Source organism: Mesorhizobium sp. BR1-1-4 (assembly GCF_020165375.1).
In the GTDB taxonomy this organism is placed as follows: Bacteria; Pseudomonadota; Alphaproteobacteria; order Rhizobiales; family Rhizobiaceae; genus Mesorhizobium; species Mesorhizobium australicum.
Window position 1 is genome coordinate 162,048 of record NZ_JAIUIB010000008.1, and the last position, 25,290, is coordinate 187,337.

25 protein-coding genes are annotated in these 25,290 nt (G+C 64.0%); 7 read left to right on the plus strand and 18 right to left on the minus strand.

Annotated features, from left to right (window positions below; all coding sequences use genetic code 11):
• Positions 1-3: 3 nt before the first annotated feature.
• The 9 genes from LB571_RS18915 to LB571_RS18955 all read right to left on the minus strand — a co-directional run bounded on the left by LB571_RS18915 (position 4) and on the right by LB571_RS18955 (position 10,447).
• Positions 4-5,754 carry a HAMP domain-containing protein gene (locus LB571_RS18915; RefSeq protein WP_411961395.1) on the minus strand — a complete coding sequence of 1,917 codons (5,751 nt, stop codon included), beginning with the start codon at positions 5,752-5,754 and terminating at the stop codon, positions 4-6.
• A gap of 181 nt (positions 5,755-5,935) precedes the next feature.
• On the minus strand, positions 5,936-6,085 hold the full coding sequence (locus LB571_RS18920) for a hypothetical protein (RefSeq protein WP_127204769.1): 150 nt from the start codon (positions 6,083-6,085) through the stop codon (positions 5,936-5,938).
• Between the two features lie 56 nt (positions 6,086-6,141).
• On the minus strand, positions 6,142-6,429 hold the full coding sequence (locus LB571_RS18925) for a hypothetical protein (protein ID WP_015316916.1): 288 nt from the start codon (positions 6,427-6,429) through the stop codon (positions 6,142-6,144).
• 195 nt (positions 6,430-6,624) lie between these two features.
• Entirely contained in the window at positions 6,625-6,948 is a 324-nt protein-coding gene (locus tag LB571_RS18930) for a DUF2934 domain-containing protein (protein WP_015316915.1), read from the minus strand.
• 120 nt (positions 6,949-7,068) lie between these two features.
• The gene (locus tag LB571_RS18935; protein ID WP_140663394.1) at positions 7,069-7,668 is read right to left on the minus strand and encodes a BA14K family protein; all 600 of its coding nucleotides are present in this window, start codon (positions 7,666-7,668) and stop codon (positions 7,069-7,071) included.
• Between the two features lie 120 nt (positions 7,669-7,788).
• Entirely contained in the window at positions 7,789-8,295 is a 507-nt protein-coding gene (locus tag LB571_RS18940) for a DoxX family protein (RefSeq protein WP_140725199.1), read from the minus strand.
• A 293-nt stretch (positions 8,296-8,588) separates the two neighbouring features.
• Positions 8,589-9,068, minus strand: coding sequence for a tetratricopeptide repeat protein (locus tag LB571_RS18945; RefSeq protein ID WP_140617977.1), 480 nt, complete (start codon positions 9,066-9,068; stop codon positions 8,589-8,591).
• A 31-nt stretch (positions 9,069-9,099) separates the two neighbouring features.
• On the minus strand, positions 9,100-10,071 hold the full coding sequence (locus LB571_RS18950) for an MBL fold metallo-hydrolase (RefSeq protein ID WP_224596860.1): 972 nt from the start codon (positions 10,069-10,071) through the stop codon (positions 9,100-9,102).
• 130 nt (positions 10,072-10,201) lie between these two features.
• On the minus strand, positions 10,202-10,447 hold the full coding sequence (locus LB571_RS18955) for a DUF680 domain-containing protein (protein ID WP_140663400.1): 246 nt from the start codon (positions 10,445-10,447) through the stop codon (positions 10,202-10,204).
• A 628-nt stretch (positions 10,448-11,075) separates the two neighbouring features.
• On the opposite strand from LB571_RS18955, the gene LB571_RS18960 reads away from it, so the two are divergent.
• From LB571_RS18960 to LB571_RS18970, 3 genes are read left to right on the plus strand one after another with little or no spacing between them, the layout of a single operon-like run.
• Entirely contained in the window at positions 11,076-15,194 is a 4,119-nt protein-coding gene (locus LB571_RS18960; RefSeq protein ID WP_224596863.1) for a Pls/PosA family non-ribosomal peptide synthetase, read from the plus strand.
• Between the two features lie 30 nt (positions 15,195-15,224).
• Entirely contained in the window at positions 15,225-15,701 is a 477-nt protein-coding gene (locus LB571_RS18965) for a GNAT family N-acetyltransferase (protein WP_140663404.1), read from the plus strand.
• On the plus strand, positions 15,698-16,342 hold the full coding sequence (locus tag LB571_RS18970; RefSeq protein WP_224596866.1) for a 4'-phosphopantetheinyl transferase: 645 nt from the start codon (positions 15,698-15,700) through the stop codon (positions 16,340-16,342). The genes LB571_RS18965 and LB571_RS18970 overlap by 4 nt, the downstream gene beginning before the upstream one ends.
• An 8-nt stretch (positions 16,343-16,350) precedes the next feature.
• On the opposite strand, the gene LB571_RS18975 is transcribed toward LB571_RS18970, so the two are convergent.
• The 3 genes from LB571_RS18975 to LB571_RS18985 all read right to left on the minus strand — a co-directional run bounded on the left by LB571_RS18975 (position 16,351) and on the right by LB571_RS18985 (position 18,629).
• Entirely contained in the window at positions 16,351-17,451 is a 1,101-nt protein-coding gene (locus tag LB571_RS18975) for a KamA family radical SAM protein (RefSeq protein ID WP_224596868.1), read from the minus strand.
• Positions 17,452-17,538: 87 nt separating this feature from the next.
• Positions 17,539-18,435, minus strand: a complete 897-nt coding sequence (locus tag LB571_RS18980) for an NmrA family NAD(P)-binding protein (RefSeq protein WP_140788499.1) — start codon at positions 18,433-18,435, stop codon at positions 17,539-17,541.
• Positions 18,432-18,629, minus strand: coding sequence for a DUF1127 domain-containing protein (locus LB571_RS18985; protein WP_140788497.1), 198 nt, complete (start codon positions 18,627-18,629; stop codon positions 18,432-18,434). Before LB571_RS18985 ends, LB571_RS18980 begins: the two co-directional genes overlap by 4 nt.
• A gap of 216 nt (positions 18,630-18,845) precedes the next feature.
• On the opposite strand from LB571_RS18985, the gene LB571_RS18990 reads away from it, so the two are divergent.
• Positions 18,846-19,757 carry a transcriptional regulator GcvA gene (locus LB571_RS18990; protein ID WP_015316903.1) on the plus strand — a complete coding sequence of 304 codons (912 nt, stop codon included), beginning with the start codon at positions 18,846-18,848 and terminating at the stop codon, positions 19,755-19,757.
• Positions 19,758-19,826: 69 nt separating this feature from the next.
• On the opposite strand, the gene LB571_RS18995 is transcribed toward LB571_RS18990, so the two are convergent.
• Positions 19,827-20,279, minus strand: coding sequence for a winged helix-turn-helix transcriptional regulator (locus tag LB571_RS18995; protein WP_140788494.1), 453 nt, complete (start codon positions 20,277-20,279; stop codon positions 19,827-19,829).
• 114 nt (positions 20,280-20,393) lie between these two features.
• Between LB571_RS18995 and LB571_RS19000 the strand changes: the two genes are divergently transcribed.
• Positions 20,394-20,690, plus strand: a complete 297-nt coding sequence (locus LB571_RS19000) for a YciI family protein (RefSeq protein ID WP_015316901.1) — start codon at positions 20,394-20,396, stop codon at positions 20,688-20,690.
• Between the two features lie 51 nt (positions 20,691-20,741).
• The gene (locus LB571_RS19005; RefSeq protein WP_140716380.1) at positions 20,742-21,557 is read left to right on the plus strand and encodes an oxidoreductase; all 816 of its coding nucleotides are present in this window, start codon (positions 20,742-20,744) and stop codon (positions 21,555-21,557) included.
• A gap of 165 nt (positions 21,558-21,722) precedes the next feature.
• Here LB571_RS19005 and arsK read toward each other — a convergent pair whose 3' ends face one another.
• The 4 genes from arsK to LB571_RS19025 are packed head-to-tail and all read right to left on the minus strand — an operon-like array spanning position 21,723 to position 24,427.
• Positions 21,723-22,949: an arsenite efflux MFS transporter ArsK gene (arsK, locus tag LB571_RS19010; protein ID WP_224596870.1), complete on the minus strand. Its 1,227-nt coding sequence runs from the start codon at positions 22,947-22,949 to the stop codon at positions 21,723-21,725.
• The gene (gene arsC, locus LB571_RS19015; RefSeq protein ID WP_140617965.1) at positions 22,930-23,343 is read right to left on the minus strand and encodes an arsenate reductase (glutaredoxin); all 414 of its coding nucleotides are present in this window, start codon (positions 23,341-23,343) and stop codon (positions 22,930-22,932) included. Before arsC ends, arsK begins: the two co-directional genes overlap by 20 nt.
• Positions 23,340-24,032, minus strand: a complete 693-nt coding sequence (locus LB571_RS19020; protein WP_140618078.1) for an aquaporin — start codon at positions 24,030-24,032, stop codon at positions 23,340-23,342. Before LB571_RS19020 ends, arsC begins: the two co-directional genes overlap by 4 nt.
• A gap of 41 nt (positions 24,033-24,073) precedes the next feature.
• Complete coding sequence (locus LB571_RS19025) at positions 24,074-24,427, minus strand: ArsR/SmtB family transcription factor (RefSeq protein WP_140617964.1); 354 nt, start codon at positions 24,425-24,427, stop codon at positions 24,074-24,076.
• A 42-nt stretch (positions 24,428-24,469) separates the two neighbouring features.
• Here LB571_RS19025 and LB571_RS19030 point away from each other — a divergent pair, with 42 nt between their 5' ends.
• Positions 24,470-25,000 (plus strand): DUF6428 family protein, encoded by a 531-nt coding sequence (locus LB571_RS19030; protein WP_140617963.1) that lies wholly within the window; start codon positions 24,470-24,472, stop codon positions 24,998-25,000.
• 77 nt (positions 25,001-25,077) lie between these two features.
• Here the strand turns inward: LB571_RS19030 and LB571_RS19035 are convergent, their stop codons facing one another.
• Positions 25,078-25,290, minus strand: coding sequence for a tautomerase family protein (locus LB571_RS19035; protein ID WP_015316894.1), 213 nt, complete (start codon positions 25,288-25,290; stop codon positions 25,078-25,080).

Genomic DNA, 25,290 nt, shown 5'->3' on the forward strand with positions numbered 1-25,290 from the left:
AGGCTAAATCCGCCGGGGCGCGATCAGATTGCGGTCGTCGCCGTCTGCCCGCGATGTCCCCGCTCGCGAGCGCGAGCGGCCGACCCAAACCCGCAGCAGGGCGAGGAGCAGGTCGAGGTCGACGGGCTTGGCGATGTAGTCGGACGCGCCGGCGTCCAGACATTTCTGGCGATCTCCTTTCATCGCCTTGGCCGTGACGGAAATCAGCGGAATGTGCGCGATTTCCGGCTGGGAGCGGATCCGGCGCATTGTCTCGTACCCGTCCATCTCGGGCATCATGATGTCGATCAGGGCGACATCGACGTCCGGTGCCTCTTCAAGCATGGCTATGCCGTCCCGCCCCCGCTCGGCATGCTGCACCTCGATACCGTAGGTTTCCAGCACGCTGGTCAGCGAATAGATGTTGCGAATGTCGTCGTCGACGATCAGAACCTTGGCCCCGGCCAGATCGGCGTTGTCGAGTTGTTCGGAAGCCAGGATTTCCTTGTCGGGCCTGTCGCCTGGAAGGGCTGCGGACATCAACAAGCCAAGCTGGGCAAAGTTGTCGGCACGCGGAACATCGCTGAGCGGCGGATGCAGGGCGATCTGCTGTTGAAAGGCGTCCGGATGGGGCGTGAAGAAGAGCAGGCGCGGGACAAAATCGCCGAACTGCGACATGATCTCATCGAGCATCTGGGCGTTGTCCTTGGCCGAACGGCCAAAACCGAACACGACGGCATCATATCCGGCAATACCACCCCCGTCGGCATTGGCCGCGACACGGCCGATGGCGGTGACCGACGTGACGCCGTCGCGAATGGCTTCGACCAGCGCCAGGCGACGCTCGGGGTCCGGATCCGCGACCAGCACATTGCGTTGTGTCCTGAGCGTCCTCGACTGAATGTCGTCGAAGACACGCGAAAGTTCGCCGGCGGACACCGGCTTGCTGGAAACGCTTGCGGCGCCTCGGCGCGTGAGGAGCTCGATGTCTTCGGCGCCGGAGATAACGTGGATGGGTATGTTCCTGGTCTTCGGATCGTGCCGTAAAAGGTCGAAAAGCACCCAGCCATCAATGTCCGAAAGGCCGAGATCCAACGTGATCGCATCGGGCATGAGCTTGCGCGTAAGCGCCAGCGTTCCCGAGCCGGCCGTGGAGAGCACGCCTTTCAATCCGGCCGATCGCGCAAGACCAAGCAGCAGCCCGCCAAAAGTGGGGTCGTCCTCCACGATCAGCACCACCCTGTCCGATGGATCGATCGCATCACGGTCGTCGGCGAGTTCCGGCGTTCCTGTCGTGCTGCTGGCCGCAACGGAAACGGCGGCCGGCGAAAGCTCGACCTGCGGTGCAAGACTGCTGCTGCGCGGGCCGTCGAAGGGAATGACAAGCGTGAAGGTCGATCCCGTTCCAGGCTGGCTTTCGACGCGCAACTCGCCGCCGAGCAGGCGGGCGATTTCCCGGCTGATCGAGAGGCCGAGGCCAGTGCCGCCATATTTGCGGCTGGTGGTGCCGTCGGCTTGTTGGAACGCCTCGAAGATCAGCTTTTGCTTGTCCTCCGGAATGCCGATGCCCGTGTCGGTGACGGCGATGGCCAGCGCTTGCGGCAGTGCCGCCGCGCCGTTTGCGCGGCCGGTCCGCTCGGCATGGATGCTGAGCGTCACGTCGCCTTGAGAGGTAAACTTGAAGGCGTTGGACAAAAGGTTGAGGACGATCTGCTGCAGCCGTTTTTCGTCCGTACGGATCGTCTCGGGCAGGATCTGATCGATCTTGATCGTAAACCCAAGCCCCTTGTCGGCCGCAAGCTGCCGGAAGGTTCGCTCCATATGCTGGCGCAGATGTGCGAGCGGCATGTCGTTGAGCTCGATCGAAACCGTGCCGGATTCGATTTTCGAAAGATCCAGTATGTCGTTGATGAGACTGAGCAGGTCCGTGCCCGCCGAGTTGATCGTGCGAGCGAACTCGATCTGCTTGTCGTTCAGGTTGCCCTGCTGGTTGGTCGCGAGCAAGTTGGACAGGATCAGCAGCGAGTTCAGCGGCGTCCTCAGCTCGTGGCTCATATTGGCCAGGAATTCGGACTTGTACTTGGACGTCAGCGCCAGCTGTTCCGCTTTCTCCTCGAGTGCGCGTCTGGCCATTTCGATCTCGAGATTCTTGTTCTCGACCTGCTTTTTCTCGTTCTCGAGAAGCTGCGCCTTCTCCTGCAATTCCTCGTTGGTGGCGTGAAGCTCTTCCTGTTTCTTGGTGAGCTCGGTCTGGCGCGACTGCAGTTCGGACGTCAGAAGCTGGGACTGCTTGAGAAGCCCTTCCGTGCGCATGGTCGCGGCGATCGTGTTGAGCACGATGCCGACCGACTCCATCAATTGCTCGAGGAACAGGCGATGCGTGTCGCTGAAGCGGCTGAACGAAGCGAGTTCGATGACCGCCTTGACCTCTTCCTCGAACAATGCCGGCAGAACGATGGCGCTGGCCGGCGGTGCTTCGCCGAGGCCCGAGCTGATGCGCAGGAAGCTCGAGGGAACCTCGTCGAGCATGATCGCCCGTTTGTCGGCCGCGCTTTGACCGATCAGGCCTTCCCGGAAGTCCACACGCTGGCGGATCTTGGCTTTGCCCTCGGCGGCGTAGGACGCGGCCAGCTCCAGATAAGATTCTTCCTCGTCGCGATTGGTCACGTAGAAAACGCCATACTGCGCGTTCACCAGCGGCGCGAGTTCCGAGATGATCATGCGCGACACCGTGGCCAGATCGCGCTCGCCCTGAAGCATGCGGGAGAACCGCGCGAGGTTGGTCTTCAGCCAATCCTGCTCGGCATTCTTGAGCGTCTGATCCTTCAGGTTGCGGATCATCTCGTTGATGTTGTCCTTGAGCGCCGCGACCTCCCCGGAAGCTTGGACGCTGATGGAACGGGTAAGATCGCCCTTGGTGACCGCGGTCGACACCTCGGCAATGGCCCGCACCTGTGTGGTCAGGTTCGCCGCCAGCTGATTGACGTTGTCGGTCAGGTCGCGCCACAGGCCGGCGGCGCCAGGCACCCTCGCCTGGCCGCCGAGCTTGCCCTCGATGCCGACCTCGCGGGCGACGTTGGTCACCTGATCGGCGAAGGTGGCCAGCGTTTCGATCATGCCGTTGATGGTGTCCGCCAGGGACGCGATCTCGCCCTTGGCATCGACGGCGAGTTTGCGCTTGAGATTGCCCTGCGCCACGGCGGTGACGACATCGGCGATGCCGCGCACCTGGTTGGTCAGGTTGGTCGCCATGAGGTTGACGTTGTCGGTCAGGTCCTTCCAGGTGCCCGCCACGCCCTCGACCTGTGCCTGGCCGCCGAGCTTTCCCTCCGTGCCGACTTCGCGCGCCACGCGCGTCACCTCGCCCGCGAATGAGTTGAGCTGGTCGACCATGGTGTTGATGGTGGACTTCAGCTCCAGGATCTCGCCCTTGACGTCGACGGTGATCTTCTTCGACAGATCGCCTCGCGCCACCGCGGTCGTCACATCGGCGATGTTGCGCACCTGGCCGGTCAGATTCTCGGCCATCGAATTGACGTTGTCGGTCAGGTCCTTCCAGGTGCCGGCGACGCCGCGCACCTGTGCCTGGCCGCCAAGCTTCCCCTCGGTGCCGACTTCGCGCGCGACACGCGTCACTTCCGAGGCGAAAGAGTTGAGCTGATCCACCATCGTGTTGATGGTGTCCTTGAGCTCGAGAATTTCGCCGCGAACGTCGACAGTGATCTTTTTCGACAGGTCGCCCAGCGCAACGGCGGTCGTCACTTCCGCGATGTTGCGGACCTGGCCCGTCAGATTGGCGGCCATGGCGTTGACGTTATCCGTCAGGTCCTTCCACGTGCCGGCGACACCGCGGACCTGTGCCTGGCCGCCAAGCTTGCCGTCCGATCCCACTTCGCGGGCCACGCGCGTCACCTCGGATGCGAAGGAGTTCAGCTGGTCCACCATCGTGTTGATGACGTCCTTGATCTGCAGAATCTCTCCCAGCGCATCGACGGTGATTTTCTGGGTGAGATCGCCGGTCGCGATCGCGGTCGCGACCTTGGAGACATCGCGCAACTGCACGGTTAGGTTGCCGGCCATGGCGTTGACGTTGTCGGTCAGGTCCTTCCAGGTGCCGCCGACCCCCTCGACATGGGCCTGGCCGCCGAGTTTTCCCTCCGAGCCCACTTCGCGGGCAACGCGCGTGACTTCGGAGGCGAATGAGTTGAGCTGGTCCACCATCGTGTTGACGGTGTTCTTGAGCTCGAGGATTTCGCCCTTCACGTCGACCGTGATCTTCTTGGAGAGATCACCCCGCGCGACGGCCGTCGTCACGTCGGCGATGTTGCGCACCTGGCCGGTGAGATTGGCGGCCATCAGATTGACGTTGTCGGTCAGGTCTTTCCAGGTGCCTCCGACGCCACGGACTTCCGCCTGACCGCCGAGCTTTCCCTCGGTGCCGACTTCGCGCGCGACGCGCGTCACTTCCGAGGCGAAGGAATTCAGCTGGTCCACCATCGTGTTGATGGTGTTCTTAAGCTCCAGGATCTCGCCCTTCACGTCGACCGTGATCTTCTTCGACAGATCGCCGAGAGCCACTGCGGTGGTCACTTCGGCGATGTTGCGCACCTGGCCGGTCAGGTTGGCCGCCATTGAATTGACGTTATCGGTCAAATCTTTCCAGGTTCCGGCGACACCCCGCACCTGCGCCTGCCCGCCGAGCTTTCCCTCCGTGCCGACCTCGCGCGCGACGCGCGTCACCTCGCCGGCAAATGAGTTGAGCTGGTCGACCATCGTATTGATGGTGGACTTCAGCTCCAAAATCTCTCCCTTCACATCGACGGTGATCTTCTTCGACAGGTCGCCGAGCGCGACCGCGGTCGTCACATCGGCGATATTGCGAACCTGGCCGGTCAAATTGGCGGCCATCAGGTTCACGCTGTCCGTCAGGTCCTTCCAGGTGCCACCGACGCCCTCGACGCGGGCTTGGCCGCCGAGCTTTCCCTCGGTGCCGACTTCGCGCGCGACGCGCGTCACCTCGCCGGCAAACGAGTTGAGCTGGTCGACCATGGTGTTGATGGTCGACTTCAGCTCCAGGATCTCGCCCTTCACGTCGACGGTGATCTTCTTTGACAAATCGCCCGAAGCGACTGCGGTGGTCACCTCCGCGATGTTGCGCACCTGGCTCGTCAGGTTGGTCGCCATCGCGTTCACATTGTCGGTCAGATCCTTCCAGGTGCCCGCCACCCCCTTGACCCGGGCCTGACCGCCTAGCTTGCCCTCGGTGCCGACCTCGCGCGCCACGCGCGTCACCTCCGAAGTGAACGAGGCGAGTTGCTCGACCATTGTGTTGACGATCTTGCCGATCCGCAGGAATTCGCCGCGCAGCGGCCTGCCGTCGATCTCCACCATCATGGTCTGGGACAGATCGCCCTTGGCGACGGCGCCGATGACCCGGGCCACCTCGGCGGTCGGTTGCACCATGTCCTCGATCAGGTCGTTGACCGATCGGACGCTCGATTCCCAGCTACCTTTGGCGTTCCTGACATGGCCGCGCTCGCTGATGCGCCCGTCCTTGCCGACCACCCGGCTGAGCCGCGCGAATTCCCGCGTCACCTGGTCATTGAGTTCGACGATTTGATTGAACGTGTCTGCAATCTCGCCACTCAGCCCATCATAGACGTTTTCGATGCGGACGGAGAAATCGCCGTTTCGAAAAGCTTTGAGAGCGCTAAGGATTTGTCGAGAGTCCAGTTGTTCTTTTGGTAACCGAGATGCGCCCAAAAACCCCTCCACGCGAACCCCCGGCCGGATCAGGCCGAAGCCCTTAACGCGTGGCCGCGTATTTGGTTCCACATGGCTTGCAAGCGCGGCTGAAAGGTCCGCCGCGCTTTGCTGGCCCCCTAGGAGGACGAAGAAGGCCGGTTGGCCTACAGCGGTCTCGGTCTCTGTGTACCGCTATGCAACAGCGATCCCTTCAATGCCGCTTGAAATACTGCACTTCCCTTTCGTGCTTCTCCGCCGCTTCGCGGCTGTCGAACGTGCCCAGATTCCGCCGCTTGCCCGTCTTCTCGTCCTTTTTCCTTGAATAAAGCCGATATTTTCCGTCTTTCAACTTCCTGATCATCGGTCTCTCCTCAGGAAAGGACGAAGGGCCCGACGATCGCCGAGCCCTTCCTATTGTCAGTCGCGGTGTTCGGGCATAGCTTTCAGCTGGTCCTTGGTCCAGCTGGTCACGGCGTGAACGTCGCCGTCCTCGTCGCGCATGAAATCGAGTTCGTTGGCGGCGACGGCGACCGGCTTGGCGCCGATGCCGAGGAAGCCGCCGACGTCGATGACGACCTGGCTGCTGCCATGCATATGGTCGACGGAGCCGATCTTCTCGTCGTTGGGGCCGTAGATGGTCGCGCCTTCAAGCGTATCCGGGGTCAGTTCGGCGCGGCTGAGCCTTACGTGATTGGCGTGGTCCATGAGTGCATCTCCTTTGCGGTGGGACAGGGTGAACCTCCGAGGCGGCCAAGGGTTCCGACATTGTCGGAGATGACCAGGGATAGCGCTCCAAGAGAGCGCCGGCTTCGGGGCGATCATGGTTTTTGCGCTCGGTGGCTCGATGAATCATCTTGTCATCGCGTTGCGCCAACCCGTTGTTTCGAAAGGCTCGCGCGTTCAGCGCCCGCGCTTTGGCTTGAGGCTGCGCGCGGCTTGCTCGATCGCGGCGCGGTCGGTGCCGAGACGGTCGATCAGCTCCTGCGCCTCCTCGCCCGATATGCCCGCGCGGATCGCCAGTTCCTCCACCGTCAGAACGTCGGAGCTCGCGATCTCGCCGGTTTGTGGCAGCGCGTCATCCGCCGTCAGCGGCAGGGCGGCTTCCCTGTCGATCTCCATCTCGGCCCGGCTCCAGTGCCGCTCATGGTCGCCATGGCCGCCGCCTTCGCGTTGCCAGATCTCGTAGGCGCGGTTCCTGATCTTGTCGTCGCGGTCGTCGCTCATGTCATTCCTCCACTCATGTGAGGCATGAACGCCGCGCCGGTGCGAACGATCCAAAAAATCTGCGTGATCGTCGGGACGACAAGATGCAACCCTTCAGCCAGGCCTGCACGGCAACGGCGGCTACTCGCACTGGCGCCTGGGTCCGCCGGAATATGGCTGATAGCTGTTGTCGTCGGGCCTGTAGGAGCGGTAGCGGCTGAAGCAGGAATCGACATGGTCGGCGGAAAGCGCCGTCGTCGCGACCGCCGGGGCGACACCGCCCTCGACATAGCTGACGGCTGCCGATGGCTGCGCGCCCTGGTCGTCGCCGGCGTCGAGATAGGGCGAGACGCAGGGGCGCTGCTGCCCGCTATAGGACATGTAGCTGTTGTCATCCGGATTGTAGGAGCGGTAGCGGTTCGCGCACCAACTGACATGGGACGCCGGCAGCGCGTCGGCTCCAGCCGCCGGCGCGATCGATCCGGTCGCGGCCGGATCGGGTGCCCGCGGCTTGACGGCGATATCGGGCGGCGCGGGCTGGTCGGCCGGCAAGCGTTGCAGATTTTGCGCCGCCTTGTTCACCGGCCGCGCGTCCCTGGTCCACAGTTCCGCCACGCTGACGGTCGGCCTTGCCTCATGCGCGGGCTTGGCGGCGAGCAACCAGGCGGCAAAGCCCAGCCCGCTGCCGAAGACCGCAAGGGTCAAGACAAAGCCGCCGACCAATGCCAAAATCGCTTTCACGTCACGCTCCTTCAGCCCCTGCTTATAGAATGCGGAGCATCAAGGCTGGTTCCAGCAAAGTACGTGTCGCAGGCGCTTGAACGGGTCGCGCGCGCTCAGCTCCTCCTCAGACCGGCAGCCTCACCTCTGGGAAAACTGGTTCTCGACCGCCAGCAGCGACGCCACCGTTTCCCGATCGCGCTGGCGCTGCTGCAGAGTGCAGGCCAGCAGCCAATCCAGCGAGATCCGGCCGGCGCCGGCTACGGCCAGAACGAACATGCCGCCGGCGATCGCCAGATCCTTTTCGAAATTCAGCAGCTCGCTCTGGCTGGCGAAGTTGGTGTGGAACAGTGTGGCCGTTGCCAGGCAGAAGAGGCCGAGGCCGATCGCCCCCAGCCGCGTCAGCACGCCCGTTGCCACCGAGAGCCCTGCCCCCAGTTGCAACGCGATGGTGGCGACAAACAGCGGCAGACCGACGCCTTGCGCGGCCATCGCCTTGGCGGCGCCGTCGAAATGGGTGGCCAGTGTCACCCCCTCATGCAGGAAGATGAAGGACATGAGCAGGCGCCCGACAAGCAGGGTCAGATCCCTGACATAGAGTTTGATGGCGAGGGCGTGCAGCTTCTCGGCGCGTTCGTTCAGGGTCATGGTCAGCCTCCGATATTTTGACACCGTGCATGCGCCGCACGAGGACGGCGCCTGCCGAATGTGATGCTTGAAAGGGCCGGAGCCGGCTCGAGGGAGAGGCGCCGGCTCCGGCAATGGGCGCCAGCCACGAGCGCCCGAACTTTGGTGGGTTAGCGCCAAGCCCCTCATCCGGGCGCTTCGCGGCCACCTCTCCCCAGCGGGGAGAAGAGAAAGGCGGCGCCTCCTCTCCCCGAGGGGGAGGTCGGATTGCCCCGAATTGCCCTTCGCAAGTGGGGGCAATCCGGGGGGAGAACTTACTTCGTCACCTTGGTATCGATGGCTTTCCGCAGGTCGGAAAGCTCGTCGCAGCCGGTCGGGCACAGTTTCTGCAGCGAGGCCAGTTGCTCATCGGCCTTGGCCATGTCGCCGGTTTCGACATAGAGCTCGCCCAGATATTCGCGGGCGGCCTTGTGGTCGGGTTTCAGCTCCAGTGCCTTGTTGTAGTAGGTCAGCGCGGTGGTGAAGTCGCCGGTCTTGCGCAGCGTGAAGCCGAGCAAATTGTAGACGTCGGCCTGCTGGTTGTCCTGCGCGAGGTCGCGCAGGTCCGCCAGCGCGCCCTTGTAATCCTTGGCGTCGATCTTGGCCTTGACGGCGGTGAGGTCGGGCGCGTCGGCGCCCTCGATGTCGTCGACCGCATAGGCTGGGATGATGGTTGCGACGGGAACCACGGTCAGCACGGCAATGGCGCCGAGCAGGCCGAACAGGGCGTGCTTGCCCAAAAAGGATTGTTTCATTGTCTGTCTCGCTTGGGTTGGGAGCTCGCGCTCAGATTTCGACAGGCGTGAAGCCGTAGGCATTGCCGTCCTTGACGAAGACGCCGGTGCCCGGGAACGGGAAGTGCGAACCGGAAATGCGGATGTTGTCCGCGATCACCCGGTCGATGATCTTGTGGCGCGTGGCGATCGCCGTCGGCCCGTCCTGGTCATAGGCGCCCTGCCATTCCGGATGCGGTGCGAGAAGCGCCGGCACATACATGGTGTCGGCCGAGATCATCAGTTGTTCCTTGCCGGAATTGGCGAGGTACACCGAATGGCCGCGCGTGTGGCCGGGGGCGGCGATGATCTGGATGCCGGGCGCGACCTCGGCGCCATCCTCGACCAGCTTCCAGTTCTTCCATTTCGGGAAGTTTTCGGCGATGCGCTTGCCCGCCGGCTTGCGGCCCTCGGGCAGCTTCGCCAGCCTGCTCGGGTCGGTCCACCAATTGTATTCGGTGGCGTTGACGATGAGCTCGGCATTGGGGAACACCGGCGTGTTGGTGCCCTTCTCCATGAGGCCCCAGACATGGTCGGGGTGGAAATGCGAGATCATGATGGTGTCGATCGCCTTGTAGTCGATTCCGGCGGCGGCCATGTTGGCCGGCAGGTGCGTGGCGTTGGCCTGCCACTGGCCGACGCCCGAGCCGGCATCCATCATGATCAGCCTGCCGCCCATCTTGAGCACGGCTACGGTGAGCGGAATGGGCATGAAGTCGGTCGTCAGCCCCGCCTTGGCGAGCGCTGCCTTGGTATCGTCGACCGAAACATCCTTGATGAAGGCCGGGTCGTGCGGCTTCTTCCAGATGCCGTCATAGACGGCGGTCACCTCGATATCGCCGACCGTGTATTTGTAGAAACCGACGGTGGGTTCCACCGGCGTCTGCGCGAAAGCGGGACGGGTGAATTCCAGCTTGCCGGCAAGGCCGAAGGCGGCAGCGGCGGCGGCGGATTGAAGCACTGTGCGGCGTGACATGCTGAACATGGTGATCTCCTCTGTTGAGTGGTGGCTAAGGCGAAAGGTCGAAGGGAATGACGGAGCGCCAAGCCCTGGCCCTCCGTCGCTGGTCGCGGATCGGATTGGCGCCGCCGGGATCGGGTGTCGACCCGTGAACTCAGTTGCCCCAGATGCCCTGGCCGGGTTCGTCCGCATCGGATTTGGTCGCCGGCCGGCTCGGCTTGGTCGTCACCTTGGTGTCGACGCCGTGAGGACGTGCCGTGTAGGGGATCGAGGCGGTGGCATTGGTGTCGACGGCGACGCCCGGCTGGTTGGGGGCATTGGCGTTGAAATGGTCGCTGCCGGCAAAGGCAGAAGTCGAGGCAAGCAACATCGCAGCCACGCTGAGAGCGAGCTTGGTCATTTCGGTAAATCCTTGTTTCGTTTTCTATGGGTCGCGGACCGCAAGATTGCCCCGCTTGCAGAGAAGACCCGCAAGGGCCGCGCTTTATTCCCGGGCGCTATGAGATTTTTCTGGAAGGGCTGAAACCGCAGAAAGCGGCCCTACGGAAAGCTGCCCAGACACAATTCAGAAACAAGATTCAACAGTTCGGAAAAACTGGCGAAAAGATCGGATGGCATAAGCATCCCTCAATGGCCGGAAATCTGGCCGCCGCACAAGCGCACGGACACAGGCGCACCGAATTGGGTAAGGGCAAATGCAACGAGGTTCGAACGGATCGATGGGTGGCCTGCCCGGCATGTCGCTCGCCGCCGGCAGCGCCCAGGCAATGCGCGCTCTCGCCCCACGCCCATGCTCCCGAAACTGTGAAGACAGGACGGTCGATTCCGTGATAACCGCCCGGCCAAAGAGGGTGCGGCCGGCGATCGCCGGTCTGAATTCCGGAATCTTCCGTTCTGGAAGCTTCAGTCATTCCCCCTCCATGAACAACGATCAAATTGCAGCGACGGCACAGCCGGCAATGCCCGCCGGCGCGGCGGCGTGACCGAGATGTGCCTGTAACGGCTTGCCAGGACGAGAAAGTTTGGAAATGGACCACGGTATCGATATCGCCGAACTGGACAGGGAAGCGGCAAGATCGGACGCAGGACCCGAGACCAGCTCCGACAGCGTCGATGCACTTGCGGGAATTGCCTCCGGAGCACACGGCCAGGTCCTGGCGGGCGCCGATTTTGCCCGGGCGGGTCAACCGGACGAGCGACTCGACAAGGTCTTCGAGCAACTCGCCGAGACATTCGCCACGCTGCCGGCGGTGATCTCCGAGGGCCGCGCCTGGACCTATCGGGAGCTGGACAAGCGCGCCAATCAGTTCGCCCGTCTGCTGGTCAAGCGCGGCGTACGGCCGGGTCACCGTGTCGGGCTCATCCTCGACCGGTCCGCGGAAACCTATGTGGCCCTGCTCGCCGTGGTGAAGGCGGGTGCCGCCTTCGTGCCGCTGGCCACCGCCTTTCCGCAAGAGCGCATGGCGCTCATCATCGAAGACGCCAGCGTCAGCCTGGTCGTCACCATCGCCACCTACGCTTCGCGGGCCGACCAGCTGCCGGTTCCGCACCTGTTGATCGACAGCGCCGCCGCCGAAATATCAGCCCAATCCGACGCGCCGCTGAAGCCGCACAAGGCGCCGGCCCCCACGGCGGCAGAAGACATCTGCTACATCCTCTATACGTCCGGCACCACCGGCAGGCCGAAGGGCGTCGCCATCCGCCACCAGAGCTTCGTCAACTTCATCCGCGTCGCCGCCGCATCCTACGGCTACCGGCCGGGCGATCGCGTCTACCAGGGCATGACGATCGCCTTCGACTTTTCCTCCGAGGAGATCTGGGTGCCATTCGTCGCCGGCGCAACGGTCGTGCCGGCACCAGGCCAGATGCCTCTCGTGGGCGAAGAGCTCGCCGATTTCCTGCGCCATCACGACATCACCTGCATGGCCTGCAGCCCGACGCTTCTGTCGTCCATGACATCGGACGTGCCCAGCCTGCGCACGCTGCTGGTCGGCGGCGAGGCCTGCCCGCACAATCTGGTGGTGCGCTGGTCGAAGCCCGGCCGGCAGATCCTCAACACCTATGGCCCGACCGAGGCGACCGTCACGGCAACCATGGGTGCATTGACGCCGGACCGGCCGGTGACGATCGGCGCGCCGCTGCCCACCTACTCGATCGTTATTCTCGACCCTTCGCTGCCGCGGCTCGCCGAACCTGGCGAACTGGGCGAGATCGGCATTGCCGGCATCGGGCTGGCGGCCGGCTATCTCAACCGGCCGGACCTGACCGAACAGAAGTTCATCGCCGATTTCCTCGGCCTGCCGAACAACCCGTCGAAGCGCATCTACCGCACCGGCGACCTTGGCCGGATCAGTGACGCCGGCGAGATCGAGTATGCCGGGCGCATCGATACCCAAGTGAAGATCCGCGGCTATCGCATTGAACTCGGCGAGATCGAGGCCGTGCTGCTCGACCAGCCCGAGATCGCGCAGGCCGCCGTCACCACCTGGGAGATCGAGCCCGGCCGCGTCGAACTCGTTGCCTATTACGCGCCCAAGGTCGGCCAGCCGGCGCTCTCGCGCGCCGACATTGCCCAGACGATGAAGCGGCGGCTGCCCGACTACATGGTGCCCTCCTATCTGGAGGAACTGCCGGCGATCCCGATGACGGTCTCCAACAAGGTCGACCTTCGCCAGTTGCCCAAACCAACCAGCGTCCGGCTCTCGGCCGATCGCGCCATGGTGCCGCCCGGCAATGACGACGAGCGTTTCCTGGCCGACGCGCTATGCGCCGTGCTGAAGTTCGACGACGTGTCCGTCGAGGACAATTTCTTCGACGATCTCGGCGCCAACTCGTTGCTGATGGCGCATTTTTGCGCGCGTGTGCGCACCCGCAAGGAATGGGCGACGACGTCGATGCGCGACATCTATCTCTATCCGACGGTGGCGCGCCTGGCCAAGCACCTGAGCGTCGCGGAAGAGATGACGACGGCCACCAACGAGCCCGTTCTCACCCGCCAGGCGTCCAATCTCGTCTACTGGACCTGCGGCGCGGCGCAGTTGCTGTTTTACGCGCTCTACAGCTACGTGGCCTTGTGGGCGATCAATGACGGCCTCAACTGGGTCTATGACACGCTCGACGACCCGCTGCAGCTTTATGTCAGGTGCGTGGTGCTCTCGGCCGGCGTGTTCTTCGGCATGTCGGGCTTCGCCATTGCCGCCAAATGGCTGCTGGTCGGCCGCTGGAAGGCGGAAGCGTTCCCGATCTGGGGCCTGCGCTACTATCGCTTCTGGGTGGTCAAAACCTTGATCCGCACGGCACCCGTCGTGCTGTTCCGCGGAAGCCCGCTCTACAGCCTCTACCTGCAGCTTCTGGGAACCAGGATCGGCAAGAACGTGGTCATCGAATCCCGGGCGGTGCCGGTGTGCACGGACCTGATTTCGATCGGCGACCGAACGATCCTGCGCAAGGAATCGCTGATCCTCGGCTATCGCGCCCAGGCCGGCTATATCCACACCGGGCCGCTGACCATCGGCCGCGACGCCTTCGTCGGCGTCGGCTGCACGCTCGACATCGACACCGCGATCGGCGACGGCGGCCAGCTCGGTCATTCCTCCTCGCTGCAGCACGGGCAAAGCATCCCCGACGGCGAACACTGGCATGGATCGCCCGCGGTGCCGACCACGGCGGACTATTGCAAGGTGCGCAACGTCAATCCTCCCCGCATCCGGCGCTTCCTCTACGAGGCCGTGCAGCTGATAGGCCTGTTTGCCATCGTCACCCCGCTGCCGCTTTTGTTCCACAGCTATTGGGAGAATGTCGGCGACGACTATCAGGAGACGATCGGCATTGTGGCGATCGGCACCACGGTCACGCTGTTCGGCTACATCGCCGCGGCCTTTTTCGCCGCCACGGTGGTGCCGCGCCTGTTCAGCCTGATCCTGAAACCCGGCCGTACCTACACGCTTTATGGCTTCCGCTACTGGCTGCAGACGGTTGCCGAGTTCTCGAGCAACTCCCGCGTGCTCGGGCTGCTGTTCGGTGACAGCTCGGCCATCGTCCATTACATGAGCGCCATCGGCTGGAACCTCAACAAGGTGGTGCAGACGGGCTCCAATTTCGGCTCCAACCAGCAGCACGAAAACCCGCTCCTGTGCGAGATCGGCACCCAGACCATGGTGTCGGACGGGCTTTTCATGATCAACATGCACAAGTCCGCTTCCGCGTTCCGGCTCGAGCCGACCCGGATCGGCGAGCGCAACTATCTCGGCAACAACATCTACTATCCGCCGGATGGACGCACGGGCGACAACGTCCTGCTCGGCACCAAGGTGATGGTCCCCATCGACGGGTCATTGCGCGAGAATGTCGGCCTTCTCGGCTCGCCGCCCTTTGAAATCCCGCGCATGGTGAACCGCGACAAGGAACTCATCGCCGGCATCGACGAGCAAGACCGACGCCAGCGCATCCCGCTCAAGAACCGTCACAACCTGGTGACGATCCTCCTGTTCATGGCGACGCAATGGATCATGCTGTTCGCCACGCTGGCGATCTGGGACCGGGCACTGAACTACTACACCGAATGGGCTGAGATCGCCCTCTTCGTGGCGGTGCTTTTGACCTCGGCGATCACCATTCCGTTCTACATCTTCGTCGAGCGGGCAAGCCTCGGTTTTCGCAAGCTGAAGCCGCAGATAACGACGATCTACGACGTCACATTCTGGCGCCACGAGCGCCACTGGAAGCTCGCGGATTCGCCTGTTGTGCGCCTGTTCGCCGGCACCCCGTTCCGGCCGATGATCCTGCGCATGCTTGGGGTCAAGGTGGGCAAGCGCGTCTATGACGGCGGCGCCAACCTGACCGAGCGTTCCCTCGTGGTGATCGGCGATGACGTCACGCTCAATGAAGGCTGCGTCATCCAGGCCCACTCGCTGGAAGAAGGTGCGTTCAAGTCCGACTTCATCCGTATCGGCGATGGCTGCACGCTCGGACCTTCCGCCTTTGTCCATTACGGCGTGGTGATGGGCAAGGGATCGATGGTCGATGCCGATTCCTTCGTGATGAAGGGCGAGGAGTTGGAGCCCAACTCGATCTGGCGCGGCAATCCGGCCAAGCTGCACCGGTTCGTCGAGCCGGTCATCGAAGACGGCTCCAGGGCGTCGTCCTGACGCTCGATCCCGATATCGTCGGAGGGCCACGTGGCAGAGCGATCCGGAAGCACCGCGGACATCCGGATCGGCCCGGTGACCCCAGCCAATCGCGCTTTGGTCACCGCATTGCAGCTGGCGCCGGAGCAGATGGATTTCGTCGCCAGCAATGCAGCCTCCCTGCGTGAGGCCAGATCCGATCGGGACGCGCGGCCACGCGCCGTCATGGCAGGCGACCAGATCGTCGGGTTCCTGATGTACGAGGCGCCGCGGGACGATGACGAGGCGCGCATCTACCGCTTCATGATCGACCGTGCCTCGCAAGGCCGGGGTTACGGCAAGGCCGCGTTGCGTGAAGTGCTGGAGGAAATCGACGGGCTCGGCCACATCAGGCATGTGTCGATCTGCTACGAACCGGAGAACGAGGCGGCGCGGCAGCTTTATCGCAGTGCCGGTTTCGTCGAACAGGGGCTCGACGAGGACGGCGAAATGATCGCCGATCTCATTCTGCCAACCGGCGACCGATGACGCCGCCCGCCGATCCGTCCGAGGAAATCGCCCTGGCGCGCGCCATGGCCGCCATGGCTCCGGCCGGGGTCCGCACCGGTTGCCGGATCATCCGCGAAGGCGACGAGACCCATCTGTTGCCGGCGGAAGCACGCTCCATCCCCGCTCGCCAGCCGTCCATGCGGCGGGCCAGCGGCGCGGCGCGATTGCTCGCGCACCGACTGCTGACGGATGCCGGCTTCGACGGTTTCGCCCTCTTGCGCACGCCGTCCGGTGCACCCGCATGGCCCGACGGGATAACGGGCTCGCTCGCGCATGACGACGACATGGCCGTGGCGGCGGTCGCGCCTGTTGGCCGCATCGCCTCGCTCGGCATCGACGTCGAGCCGGCGCTGCCCCTGCCCGATGAGATTTTCTCGCTCGTGGCAATTCCCGAAGACCGGATCGACGCCGCCGACCGGCAGCTTGCCGGCCGCATCCTTTTCGCCGCCAAGGAAGCGGTCTACAAGGCCGCCTATCCGCTGGATCGCGAGGTGCTGGGCTATGAGGATATCGCCGTGGACCTCGAAACCGGCCACGCGACAACGAGGACGGGCCGCAAGGTCAGCCTCGCACACTGTATCGCCCCGCGCGTGGTCGTGCTGGCGTTTGTTGCCAGATAGGCGTTGGCCTATTCGCCAACCACCTCTCGATAGGCCCTCACCGCACCATCCAGCCCACGTATGCGCCAGCGCTGCCCGTCCTGTTCCTCGACATGGCAAGGTCCAAGCGGCACTTTCCCTCCCCCGTCGGGCAGGTCGAGCACATAGACAGGGTTGCAGATGCCCGACAGGCGCGCGCGCAGCGCTTCCACCAGCGCCTGCCCCTGCGCGATCGTGGTGCGCCTGTGTGCCATGCCGCGTGCGAGATCGCCATGGTGGAGGTAGTAGGGTTTTATCCCCAGCCGGTACATCAGCTCGCGGCAGAGCTCTTCCAGCGCTTCGACCGTATCGTTGACGCCCTTCAGCAGAACGCTCTGGTTGAGCATCACGAAGCCGGCCTGTCGCAAGGCGCGGCAGGCCACTTCGGTGGCGTCGGTGATCTCGCGCGCGTGGTTGAAGTGGGTGACCACCGTCACCATCAGCCGACCCTGCAGCGCCGCGACCAGCCCTGGCGTGATGCGCGACGGCAGTGCCACCGGCACGCGCGTGTGGAGGCGCAGCAATCGCACATGGGCGATGTCCTCGATGCGCGCCCGGATCTCGGCCAGTGCCTTGTCGGGCAGCGACAGCGGATCGCCGCCGGTCAGGATCACTTCGCGGATTTCGGGATGGTCCGATATGTAGGCCAGCGCCGGCTCCAGCGCCTCGCGCGTATAACCACGGCCGATCGACGTCAGCGATTCCTTGCGGAAGCAGAATCGGCAATAGACCGCGCATTGATAGGTCGGGAACAACAGCACCCTATCCGCATGGCGATGCGTCAGCCGCGGCACCGGGCTGAATTCGTGATCGGCGATCGGGTCGCCAAGCTCACCCTCCGCCTCGTCCAATTCCCCAGGCGACGGGATCACCTGCGCCCGGATCGGATCGGCGGGATCGTTCCAGTCGATCAAGTCGAGATAGGCCTTTGGCGCCCGCACCTTGTGAAGCGCCGCGGCGGCGTGCGCGGCTTCGCGCTCGGCCGGCGAGAGCGGCAGGGAAGCGAGGTCACGCGCATGGCGCACGCCGGCGCGGACATCCTCCTGCCAGGCGCTGTCGGCGGCGCGGGTCGCATCTTTGAGATTGGGCATCGGGCGTCTCGGCTGTTTGCGCGGACCTATCGGCCGGATGGACAGCGCGGTCAACCGCTGTCGCAACGCCAACCATGTCCGCCGCCTTCACAACCTATGTCCATCCGCGCCAGCCATCGCCACAAAAGCGCTTTCGATGCTTTCAAACCTCAGCTCCGGATAACGCGCGCCCGCTTCAGGCGTAGCCGTCTCGAGCGCGGTCTCGCCGCGGATCCAGAATGCGCGCAGCAATCCAAGGCCGGGAACCGCCGCGATCAGCGCCTCCAGCTCCTCGGCGCTCATCTGCTTGACGCGGGGCGAACGGCCGCTCACTTGCCGCCACAGCTCGATCATTTCACCTTGGGTGATCTTGTTTTGTGCGATCCGTATCTCGCTGCGAACAGCATTGGCATCCTCCAGTGCGCGCATGGTGACCGCAGCGATATCCTTCTCGCTGACGAAGGTCGCCGGCACGTTGCCCTCGCCATAGAGCGTCACCTCGTCGGGTGGCAGCGGCGTCGAGCCGAAGCGCGTCAGGTCGCCCAGCGTCGCCACCCAGGTCGAGAAGAAGCCGTTGGTGTAGATCACCGTATAGGGCAGGTCGGCCTCACGGACCGCGTCGAAGACGGCCCGCTTGATGTCGAGCGGTTCGATCGAGCCGGGTGCGGCGGCGGCAAAGTCGAGGCCGAAGCCGGCGGACGGGACATAGCGGGAGATACCGGCATCCCTGATGGCGCGCACCAGCGTCATCTCGCTGGCCGACCCCACATGCACCGAGCTGACGACGCGGTCGACCTTGCCGACGGCGCGCACGAGGCTGTCATAGTCGTCGAGATCGCCGACATGCACGGTGGCGCCGAGGTCCTTCAGCGGGCGCATCCGCGCTTCATTGGCCGACGTTGCCTGCCGGACCAGAACATGCAGGCTGTCGCCATTGCGCGCGCTGGCCTTGGCCATCTCGCTGCCGAGCAGTCCGGTGGCGCCAATGATCAGGGTGCTGGTCATATTGCCCTCCCATTGCCCAGAATTTCGTTAGCAAGGATCGAACCATCCCAGTCGCGTTCCAGGCCGATGTCATGCAAACGGCGATCGGAAAGCCGGGAGATCTGGCGCAATGTGCGGCGGCGCTCGAACGCTGCCGCGCTTCGCATGGCAAGGCCGCTCATCGCGGCGCCGATGGGTCGAAGGGTCAAGGTCATAATCCGTCTCCTGTGTTTCACTGGGCGCAAGCCTGCCGATGTCGCCCGAGTGGGGCGAGCATGACGATTGCTCACACTTGTCTGATCAATTCAGCGCATCGATGAACCGGAGAGCCGGTGTGGATGCTTGGTACGCCTGAATATTGGGCCATTGAGGGCTGGACGACAAACGACTCTTTGTGCACGATTTGTGAGCAACACTCACAGGTCGATCCGATGCCGCGCAGACTGCCGCCCCTCACCGCTTTGCCCGCCTTCGACGCGGCGGCCAGGCATTTGAGTTTCTCCAAGGCCGCGGAGGAGCTCAACCTCACCCATGGCGCGGTCAGCCGCGCCATCCGCAACATAGAGGACAGGCTGGGCATCCAGCTGTTCGATCGCGGCACACGCTCCGTGCGCCTCACGGGCGTGGGCGCGGCCTATGCGGCGGAGGTCGGCAAGGCGCTCGACCAGATCGCCGCCGCCACCATCGCCGCCACACCCGACCGCTCGACGCGCATCCTCAATGTCAGCACGTCCGACGGTTTCGCCGGCCGCTGGCTGGTGCCGAGGCTGCATCGTTTCCATCGCGCCAATCCCGACATCGACGTGCGGCTGGCGACTTCGGGCGTGCTGGCCGATTTCGTCAGCGACGGCATCGACATATCCATCCGCTACGGCCGCGGCGGCTATAGCGGGGTGACGGCGGAATTCCTCGCCGACGAGGAGGTTTTCCCCGTCTGCAGCCCGGAACTGCTGCAAGGCGAGCATCCGCTGCATCTGCCAGCGGACCTCAGGCACCACAAACTGATCCACGACGCCTTTCGCATCGACTGGGCGACATGGCTTGAGCAGGCCGGTGTCGAAGGCATCGACCCCACACGCGGCGTGCGCTTCGATTCCGCCACCTTCGCCGTCGAGGCCGCCGTGCATGGCGAAGGCGTGCTGCTCGGCCGCAGCGCGCTGGTCTCGGCCGACCTCGCGGCAGGCCGGCTGGTCCGGCCCTTCGATCTCGCGCTGAAATCGGCGGCCAGCTACTACGTCGTCTATCCCGAAGGCGCGCTGCGCCAGAAAAAGATCAGGGCGTTCCGCGACTGGCTGTTCGCCGAAGTGGCGGCCGACTGGATTGGTGCGAAGAAGAGCGGCTGATCCGAGGAACGCCCACCTGAATTCCCTCTCTTGCCGGCCAGCTATCGCCTTTCGCTCCGGCGCATCCAGTCAGTCCGACGGGCCGTCAGGCAGCTTGGGCGTCACGATCCGTATGGGACGGCTCCCGATCGGCGTTCCGGTCCCGCGATCGATGCTGACTGGGTCGATTTCGGTTCCTGTCTCGGCGTCGAAGAACCGAGTGAAATTGCCACCGCCCCGGTGCTTGCTGCCCCAGGCGGCGAGCGAGAACAGCACCGGAAGCAAATCCCGACCGGCCTCGGTCAGCACATATTCATCCCGTGGCGGCCGCTCCGAATATCGCCGTTTCTCCAGCAGCCCTTCCTGAGTCAAGGTCGCCAACCGGCTGGTCAGCATCGTCGGAGCGATGCCAAGGTTCTTGCGAAATTCGTCGAAACGGCTGAGCCCCGCATGGGCATCGCGCATGATCAGCATGCTCCACGTGTCACCCATCGTGCCGAGGCTGCGGGCGATCAAACAGGGCTGGTTGGAAAGATTCTTCACGTAGATACCATTTTGATAGTGACTTACTATTAATTTGATAGTATCTGATCTCGCGAGGCCGTTCCACCGAAAAATGATGGTGACGGCCGGTCATCGCGCCGCTGGGAGTCCCAAATGAAATTCTATCTGTGCAAGTACATCCCGCCCCGTGCCGACTTTCTTGCATCCATGACCGGCGACGAGCGGGAATGGATGAGGCAGCATGGCGCCTTCTTGGACGAGTTGCTCGACCGCGGACTGATCGTCGCCCATGGTCCGGTGATGGATCCAGGCGGCGGCTATGGCTTGTCACTATACCGGATCGCCGACGACCAGGACATCCAGGCGATAACCTCACAAGACCCCATCGTGAGAAATGGCGCCGGCCATTACGAACATCACCCCATGCTTCATCTGAGCGTACACGGCTGACAAGTCCGTCGGCACAAACCGTCATGATCATGCATCTCGAAGGATATTGAAATGAACAACAAAAATCGCGGCGTCGCCGTCGTCACCGGAGCAGCGGGCGGCATCGGGCTTGCGACAGCCAAAGCCCTTCAGTCGGCCGGCTACCGCGTCTTCGGCACGAGCCGGAAAGCCGCGACCGGGTCACCGCCCGGGATCACGATGCTGAGCTGCGACGTGACCGACGCGGACTCCGTCGCAAGCATGGTGTCGCAAGTGATAAGCCAGGTCGGGCGCATCGACCTGCTGGTCAACAATGCTGGCAATGCACTGATCGCGGGTGCGGAAGAATCGTCCGTTGAACAGGCAAAGACCCTTTTCGACGTCAACGTCTTCGGTCTCATCCGCGTCACAAACGAGGTGCTGCCGATCATGCGGCGCCAGGGCGGCGGCCGGATCGTCAACATCAGCTCGGTTGTCGGCTTTGTCCCCAGCCCGTTCAGCGCGCTCTACACATCCACGAAACATGCCGTCGAGGGCTACTCCGAGTCGCTGGACCATGAGGTCCGCCCCTTCGGTATTCGCGTCCTGCTGGTCGAACCGGCCTTCACCCGTACGGCTCTCGATCACAATGCGACGAAGCCGGACAGGATGATGAGTGTCTATGACCAGGCGCGGGCAACGGCAACCGCGGTCTGGAACAGGGCGATCGAAACCGGCGATGCTCCCGAGGTCGTCGGCCAGGCGGTCGTCACCGCGGCCACCGCGACATCGCCGAAGCTGCGCTATCCCGCCAGCAAGCAGGCGCGTCGCCTATACCTGCTGCGACGGTTTGTTCCCGCGCATGCTTTCGACAAAAGCCTCCGAAAACAGATGAACCTGCCGTCGTGACAAAGGCGCGTAGCCACTGTTCGGCGAGCCGGTTTTGAAACGCCAGACATCCGCTGCTGCGGCCGGACGATTTGAGGCATCACAAGCCGATCCACGACGGTTCCGAGAGGGGAAATTGAGCCGGCGGAGTGGCGCCAAACCGCCTCTGGGCATTCCTGCCCGGTTTCAGGTGGCGCTCGACACTTTCGCGATTGCCGCCAGCACCAGCAGAGCCAGACAGCCAACAAGCGCCATCAGGCCCAGCGACCAGGAAATGCCGATATGGGCCATCGCCAATGCCAGGGCGAACGGCGCGACCGCCGAGACGATCAGGCGGGCGGACATGGCGCGTCCCTGCAGCCGGCCATAGCCTTCGCTGCCGAACAGCATCAGTGGCAGTGCCCCGGTGACGATGCTGAACAGCCCGTTGCCCATTCCGAAGACGACGGCGAACGCCATCGCGCCGGCGATCGAAGGCGCGGTGCCAAGCAGGATGACCACGCCCGCCGTCATCAGCACGGCTGAGATGATGGCGAGCCGCAGCGGCGGCAGGTTGATCCCGAAGACCATATTGATGAAACGGCTGAGCACCTGCGACGGCCCGAACAGCGTTCCAACGATGGCGGCGGCGGCACCCAGACCGAGCCCGGACAGCAGCGGCACCATATGGACCAGCACGGCGGCGCTGACCAGGTTCTGGAGCGAGAAAGCGACAACCATCAAGGCAAAGCCGAGCGGCCGCGCCGGGGCCGGCAGCGATCCCGCGACGTGCCGTGGCGGCTCGATCGCCGCGCGCCTGCTCCTGGCCAGCCCCTGCGAGAGCCAGGCGTGCAGCGGCAGGCAGACCAGCAGGTTCAGCCCGGCAAAGACGAGGTAGACGTCTCGCCAAGGCAAATGCCCATGCAGCGCCGATGTGATCGGCCAGAAGACGGTCGATGCGAAACCGGCGATGAGGGTGAGATAGGTTATGCTGCGCTGCGCGGCACGCGGCCGGATCTGGACCAGCAGCGCGAAGGCCGCGCCGTATTGGACAAGGTTCGATGCTGCCTCCAGGGCAATCAGCGCGGCGACGAAGGCTGGACCGTTGGGCGCATAGGCACAGGCGGCAAGCGCAGCGGCAGCAACGGCCGAGCCGGCGGTCATGATCCGTCCCGCGCCAAAACGGTCGATCCAGCCGCCGATCAAGGGTGCGGTCAGCCCGCCGGCCAGCAGCGCGGCCGATAGCGCGCCGAATATCCATTCGGTTGGCCAGCCCATATCCTTCGCCATGTCGCCGGCAAGGATGCTGAAACTGTAATAGAGCGTGCCGTAGCCGATAATCTGGGTGATCCCGAGCGCGGCGACAGCCGCTATCGGCGCACGCTCCGCGGTTTCGGCTTTTGCAAGGCTTCCATCATTGCCCACCGCGGTCATGGCTCACCACCTCGCCGTCTTCCTTGGTGAACCGGCTCACCGGGTGGTCGAGCAGATCCAGCACAAGCTCGGACGGACGGCACAGCCGTGTCCCTCTCGGCGTTTCGACGATCGGCCGGTTGATCAGGATCGGATGCTCGAGCATGGCATCGAGCAGTTGGCCGTCGGACCATTTTGGATCGGCCAGGCCCAGTTCGGCGTAGGGGGTGCCCTTTTCACGCAGCAGGGCGCGCACGGGAATTTCGAGCGTCGCTATCAACTGCTCCAGCCGCGCACGTGGCGGCGGATGTTTCAGATATTCGACGATGGTCGGCTCCTCGCCGCTCGCCCTGATCATGGCAAGCGTGTTGCGCGAGGTGCCGCAGTCCGGATTGTGGTAGATGGTGATCGTCACGGGCTGGCCTCGATGGGGAACGGTTGAACGTGCGGCTGCAGCAGCCATGTCGTCAGCGCCAGGGCAATGCCCGCGCCGGCCAGTTCGGCGGCGATGAAGCCCGGCAGGCTTGCCGGACTGATTCCGGAAAAACTGTCCGTCAGTGACCGTGCGGCCGCGACCGCTGGGTTGGCGAACGATGTCGATGCGGTGAACCAGTAGGCGGCGGTGATATAGAGGCCGACTAGCCAGGGGATGGCCGAGCGCTCGAAACGCAGGCCGGCGAGAATGACCGCCAGCAACCCGAAGGTCGCGATCCCTTCCGAAAGCCAGAGCGCGGGTCCCGTTCGGTCATGCGTCGACAAGGCGAGCGGCGAAAGCCCGAACATCAGGTGCGCGCCGACCGTGCCGGCGACGCCGCCCGAGAGTTGGGCGAGCACATACCAGGCGCAGTCGCTCGCCGGCAGCCGGCGCGACAGCGCCAGGACCATTGAAACGGCCGGATTGAAATGAGCGCCCGAGACCGGCCCCAGTATCGTGATGAGCACCACGAGGATTGCCCCCGTCGGCAAGGTGTTGCCAAGCAGCGTCAGTGCGCGATCGGGCGTCAGCGACTGCGCCATGATGCCGGAGCCGACCACCGTGGCCACCAGCAAGCCCGTGCCGAGAGCTTCCGCCGTGAGCCGGCGCGGCAAATCAAAACCGGCCATGTCCCGGATGGAGGACGCGCCAGGCACAGTGTGGCCGCCACTCATCGGGCAGGCTCCCGCGTGTCGGCCGCACAGCAGCCCGGCAACACCGCCGGCGCGCAGATTTCCGGCCGGCCGGAGCAACAATCCTCCATCAGGAAGCGGATAAGACCGCTCAGCATGTCATACTCGGCGCTGTAGACCATGGAGCGGGAATCGCGGCGCACGCTCACCAGCCCCGCGCGTTCAAGCTCCTTAAGGTGGAAGCTGACGTTGGACGCCGAAACCTCGACCTTTTCGGCGATCGCCCCGGCGGCGATGCCGTCGGGGCCGGCGATCACCAAATGGCGCAGCACGCGCAGCCGTGTCTCCTGCGACAGAGCCGCGAAGGCCGCCAGGGCTTGACGTTCATTCATATTTCAACAATCCTATGAATATTGAAGCAAGGATTATCGCACATGCTCGCCTCTGACAATCGAGAATTTGATCCCGTGATCACAGCCGACCCGCGGGACATCACCATGGCCGGCTTGCTGGACTTTCTGGCGGATCACAGGGAAAAGCCACTGGTGTTTTTCCATGAAGGCGGGCCAGTGTTGCCGGGCTACCATGTCACCGAGGTCAAGGCCGGCCGCTTCGACGCGCTCGACTGCGGCGGGAATCCGGAATCATGGTCGGAGATCTTCGTGCAGCTATGGGACGTCAATGAGGACCGCACCCATATGCCGGCTGGAAAATTCGCGGCGATCATCCGGAAAGTGACCGAGCATGTCGGTCTCGACCAGGCGGCCAAGCTGACCTTCGAGGTCAGCGACGGCGTGCGCCCGATGCAGCTCTACCGGGCCGCCCTGCCCCGGCTGGCCGACGGCGCCGTGCATGTCACGCTTGCGCCACGGCCAGCGAGTTGCAAGCCGCGCGACCGCTGGCTGGAGGAGGAAAAGAAGGCCAAGGCCTGCTGTGGCCCCTCCGCCGGGCCATGCTGCGGCTAGCGGAGGGTGCTTTTGAGCATGTGAGTACCGGAAGCGCGGGCGTGAGCCATGTGCAGGCCGGCCGGACATCGGCAACCTTAGTCCTTGGCGCGAAAAGCGTCCGGCACCACGAACACTTCGTCGGCGCGGCCATAGCCGCCATCGGCGACTTCCTCCACAAGCACCATCGTGTAGGGCCGCACGCCCTCGCCGAAAAAGTCGACGAACATGGCGGTCGTGCGATGGATGAGGTCTTCTTTCTGTGCCTTGGAGAGCGCCGCCTGCGGCATCTTGATATTGGCGAATGGCAT

Coding starts and splice junctions, on each gene's coding strand:
- LB571_RS18985 (WP_140788497.1), bottom strand. CDS start 18,629: ATGACCTTGACCCTTCGACCCATCGGCGCCGCGATGAGCGGCCTTGCC.
- LB571_RS19035 (WP_015316894.1), bottom strand. CDS start 25,290: ATGCCATTCGCCAATATCAAGATGCCGCAGGCGGCGCTCTCCAAGGCA.
- LB571_RS18920 (WP_127204769.1), bottom strand. CDS start 6,085: ATGATCAGGAAGTTGAAAGACGGAAAATATCGGCTTTATTCAAGGAAA.
- LB571_RS19005 (WP_140716380.1), top strand. CDS start 20,742: ATGAACAACAAAAATCGCGGCGTCGCCGTCGTCACCGGAGCAGCGGGC.
- LB571_RS18945 (WP_140617977.1), bottom strand. CDS start 9,068: ATGAAACAATCCTTTTTGGGCAAGCACGCCCTGTTCGGCCTGCTCGGC.
- LB571_RS18955 (WP_140663400.1), bottom strand. CDS start 10,447: ATGACCAAGCTCGCTCTCAGCGTGGCTGCGATGTTGCTTGCCTCGACT.
- LB571_RS18960 (WP_224596863.1), top strand. CDS start 11,076: ATGGACCACGGTATCGATATCGCCGAACTGGACAGGGAAGCGGCAAGA.
- LB571_RS19025 (WP_140617964.1), bottom strand. CDS start 24,427: ATGAATGAACGTCAAGCCCTGGCGGCCTTCGCGGCTCTGTCGCAGGAG.
- LB571_RS18940 (WP_140725199.1), bottom strand. CDS start 8,295: ATGACCCTGAACGAACGCGCCGAGAAGCTGCACGCCCTCGCCATCAAA.
- LB571_RS19000 (WP_015316901.1), top strand. CDS start 20,394: ATGAAATTCTATCTGTGCAAGTACATCCCGCCCCGTGCCGACTTTCTT.
- LB571_RS18975 (WP_224596868.1), bottom strand. CDS start 17,451: ATGCCCAATCTCAAAGATGCGACCCGCGCCGCCGACAGCGCCTGGCAG.
- LB571_RS18930 (WP_015316915.1), bottom strand. CDS start 6,948: ATGAGCGACGACCGCGACGACAAGATCAGGAACCGCGCCTACGAGATC.
- LB571_RS18980 (WP_140788499.1), bottom strand. CDS start 18,435: ATGACCAGCACCCTGATCATTGGCGCCACCGGACTGCTCGGCAGCGAG.
- LB571_RS18925 (WP_015316916.1), bottom strand. CDS start 6,429: ATGGACCACGCCAATCACGTAAGGCTCAGCCGCGCCGAACTGACCCCG.
- LB571_RS19020 (WP_140618078.1), bottom strand. CDS start 24,032: ATGGCCGGTTTTGATTTGCCGCGCCGGCTCACGGCGGAAGCTCTCGGC.
- LB571_RS18970 (WP_224596866.1), top strand. CDS start 15,698: ATGACGCCGCCCGCCGATCCGTCCGAGGAAATCGCCCTGGCGCGCGCC.
- arsK (WP_224596870.1), bottom strand. CDS start 22,949: ATGACCGCGGTGGGCAATGATGGAAGCCTTGCAAAAGCCGAAACCGCG.
- LB571_RS18950 (WP_224596860.1), bottom strand. CDS start 10,071: ATGTTCAGCATGTCACGCCGCACAGTGCTTCAATCCGCCGCCGCCGCT.
- LB571_RS18990 (WP_015316903.1), top strand. CDS start 18,846: ATGCCGCGCAGACTGCCGCCCCTCACCGCTTTGCCCGCCTTCGACGCG.
- LB571_RS19030 (WP_140617963.1), top strand. CDS start 24,470: ATGCTCGCCTCTGACAATCGAGAATTTGATCCCGTGATCACAGCCGAC.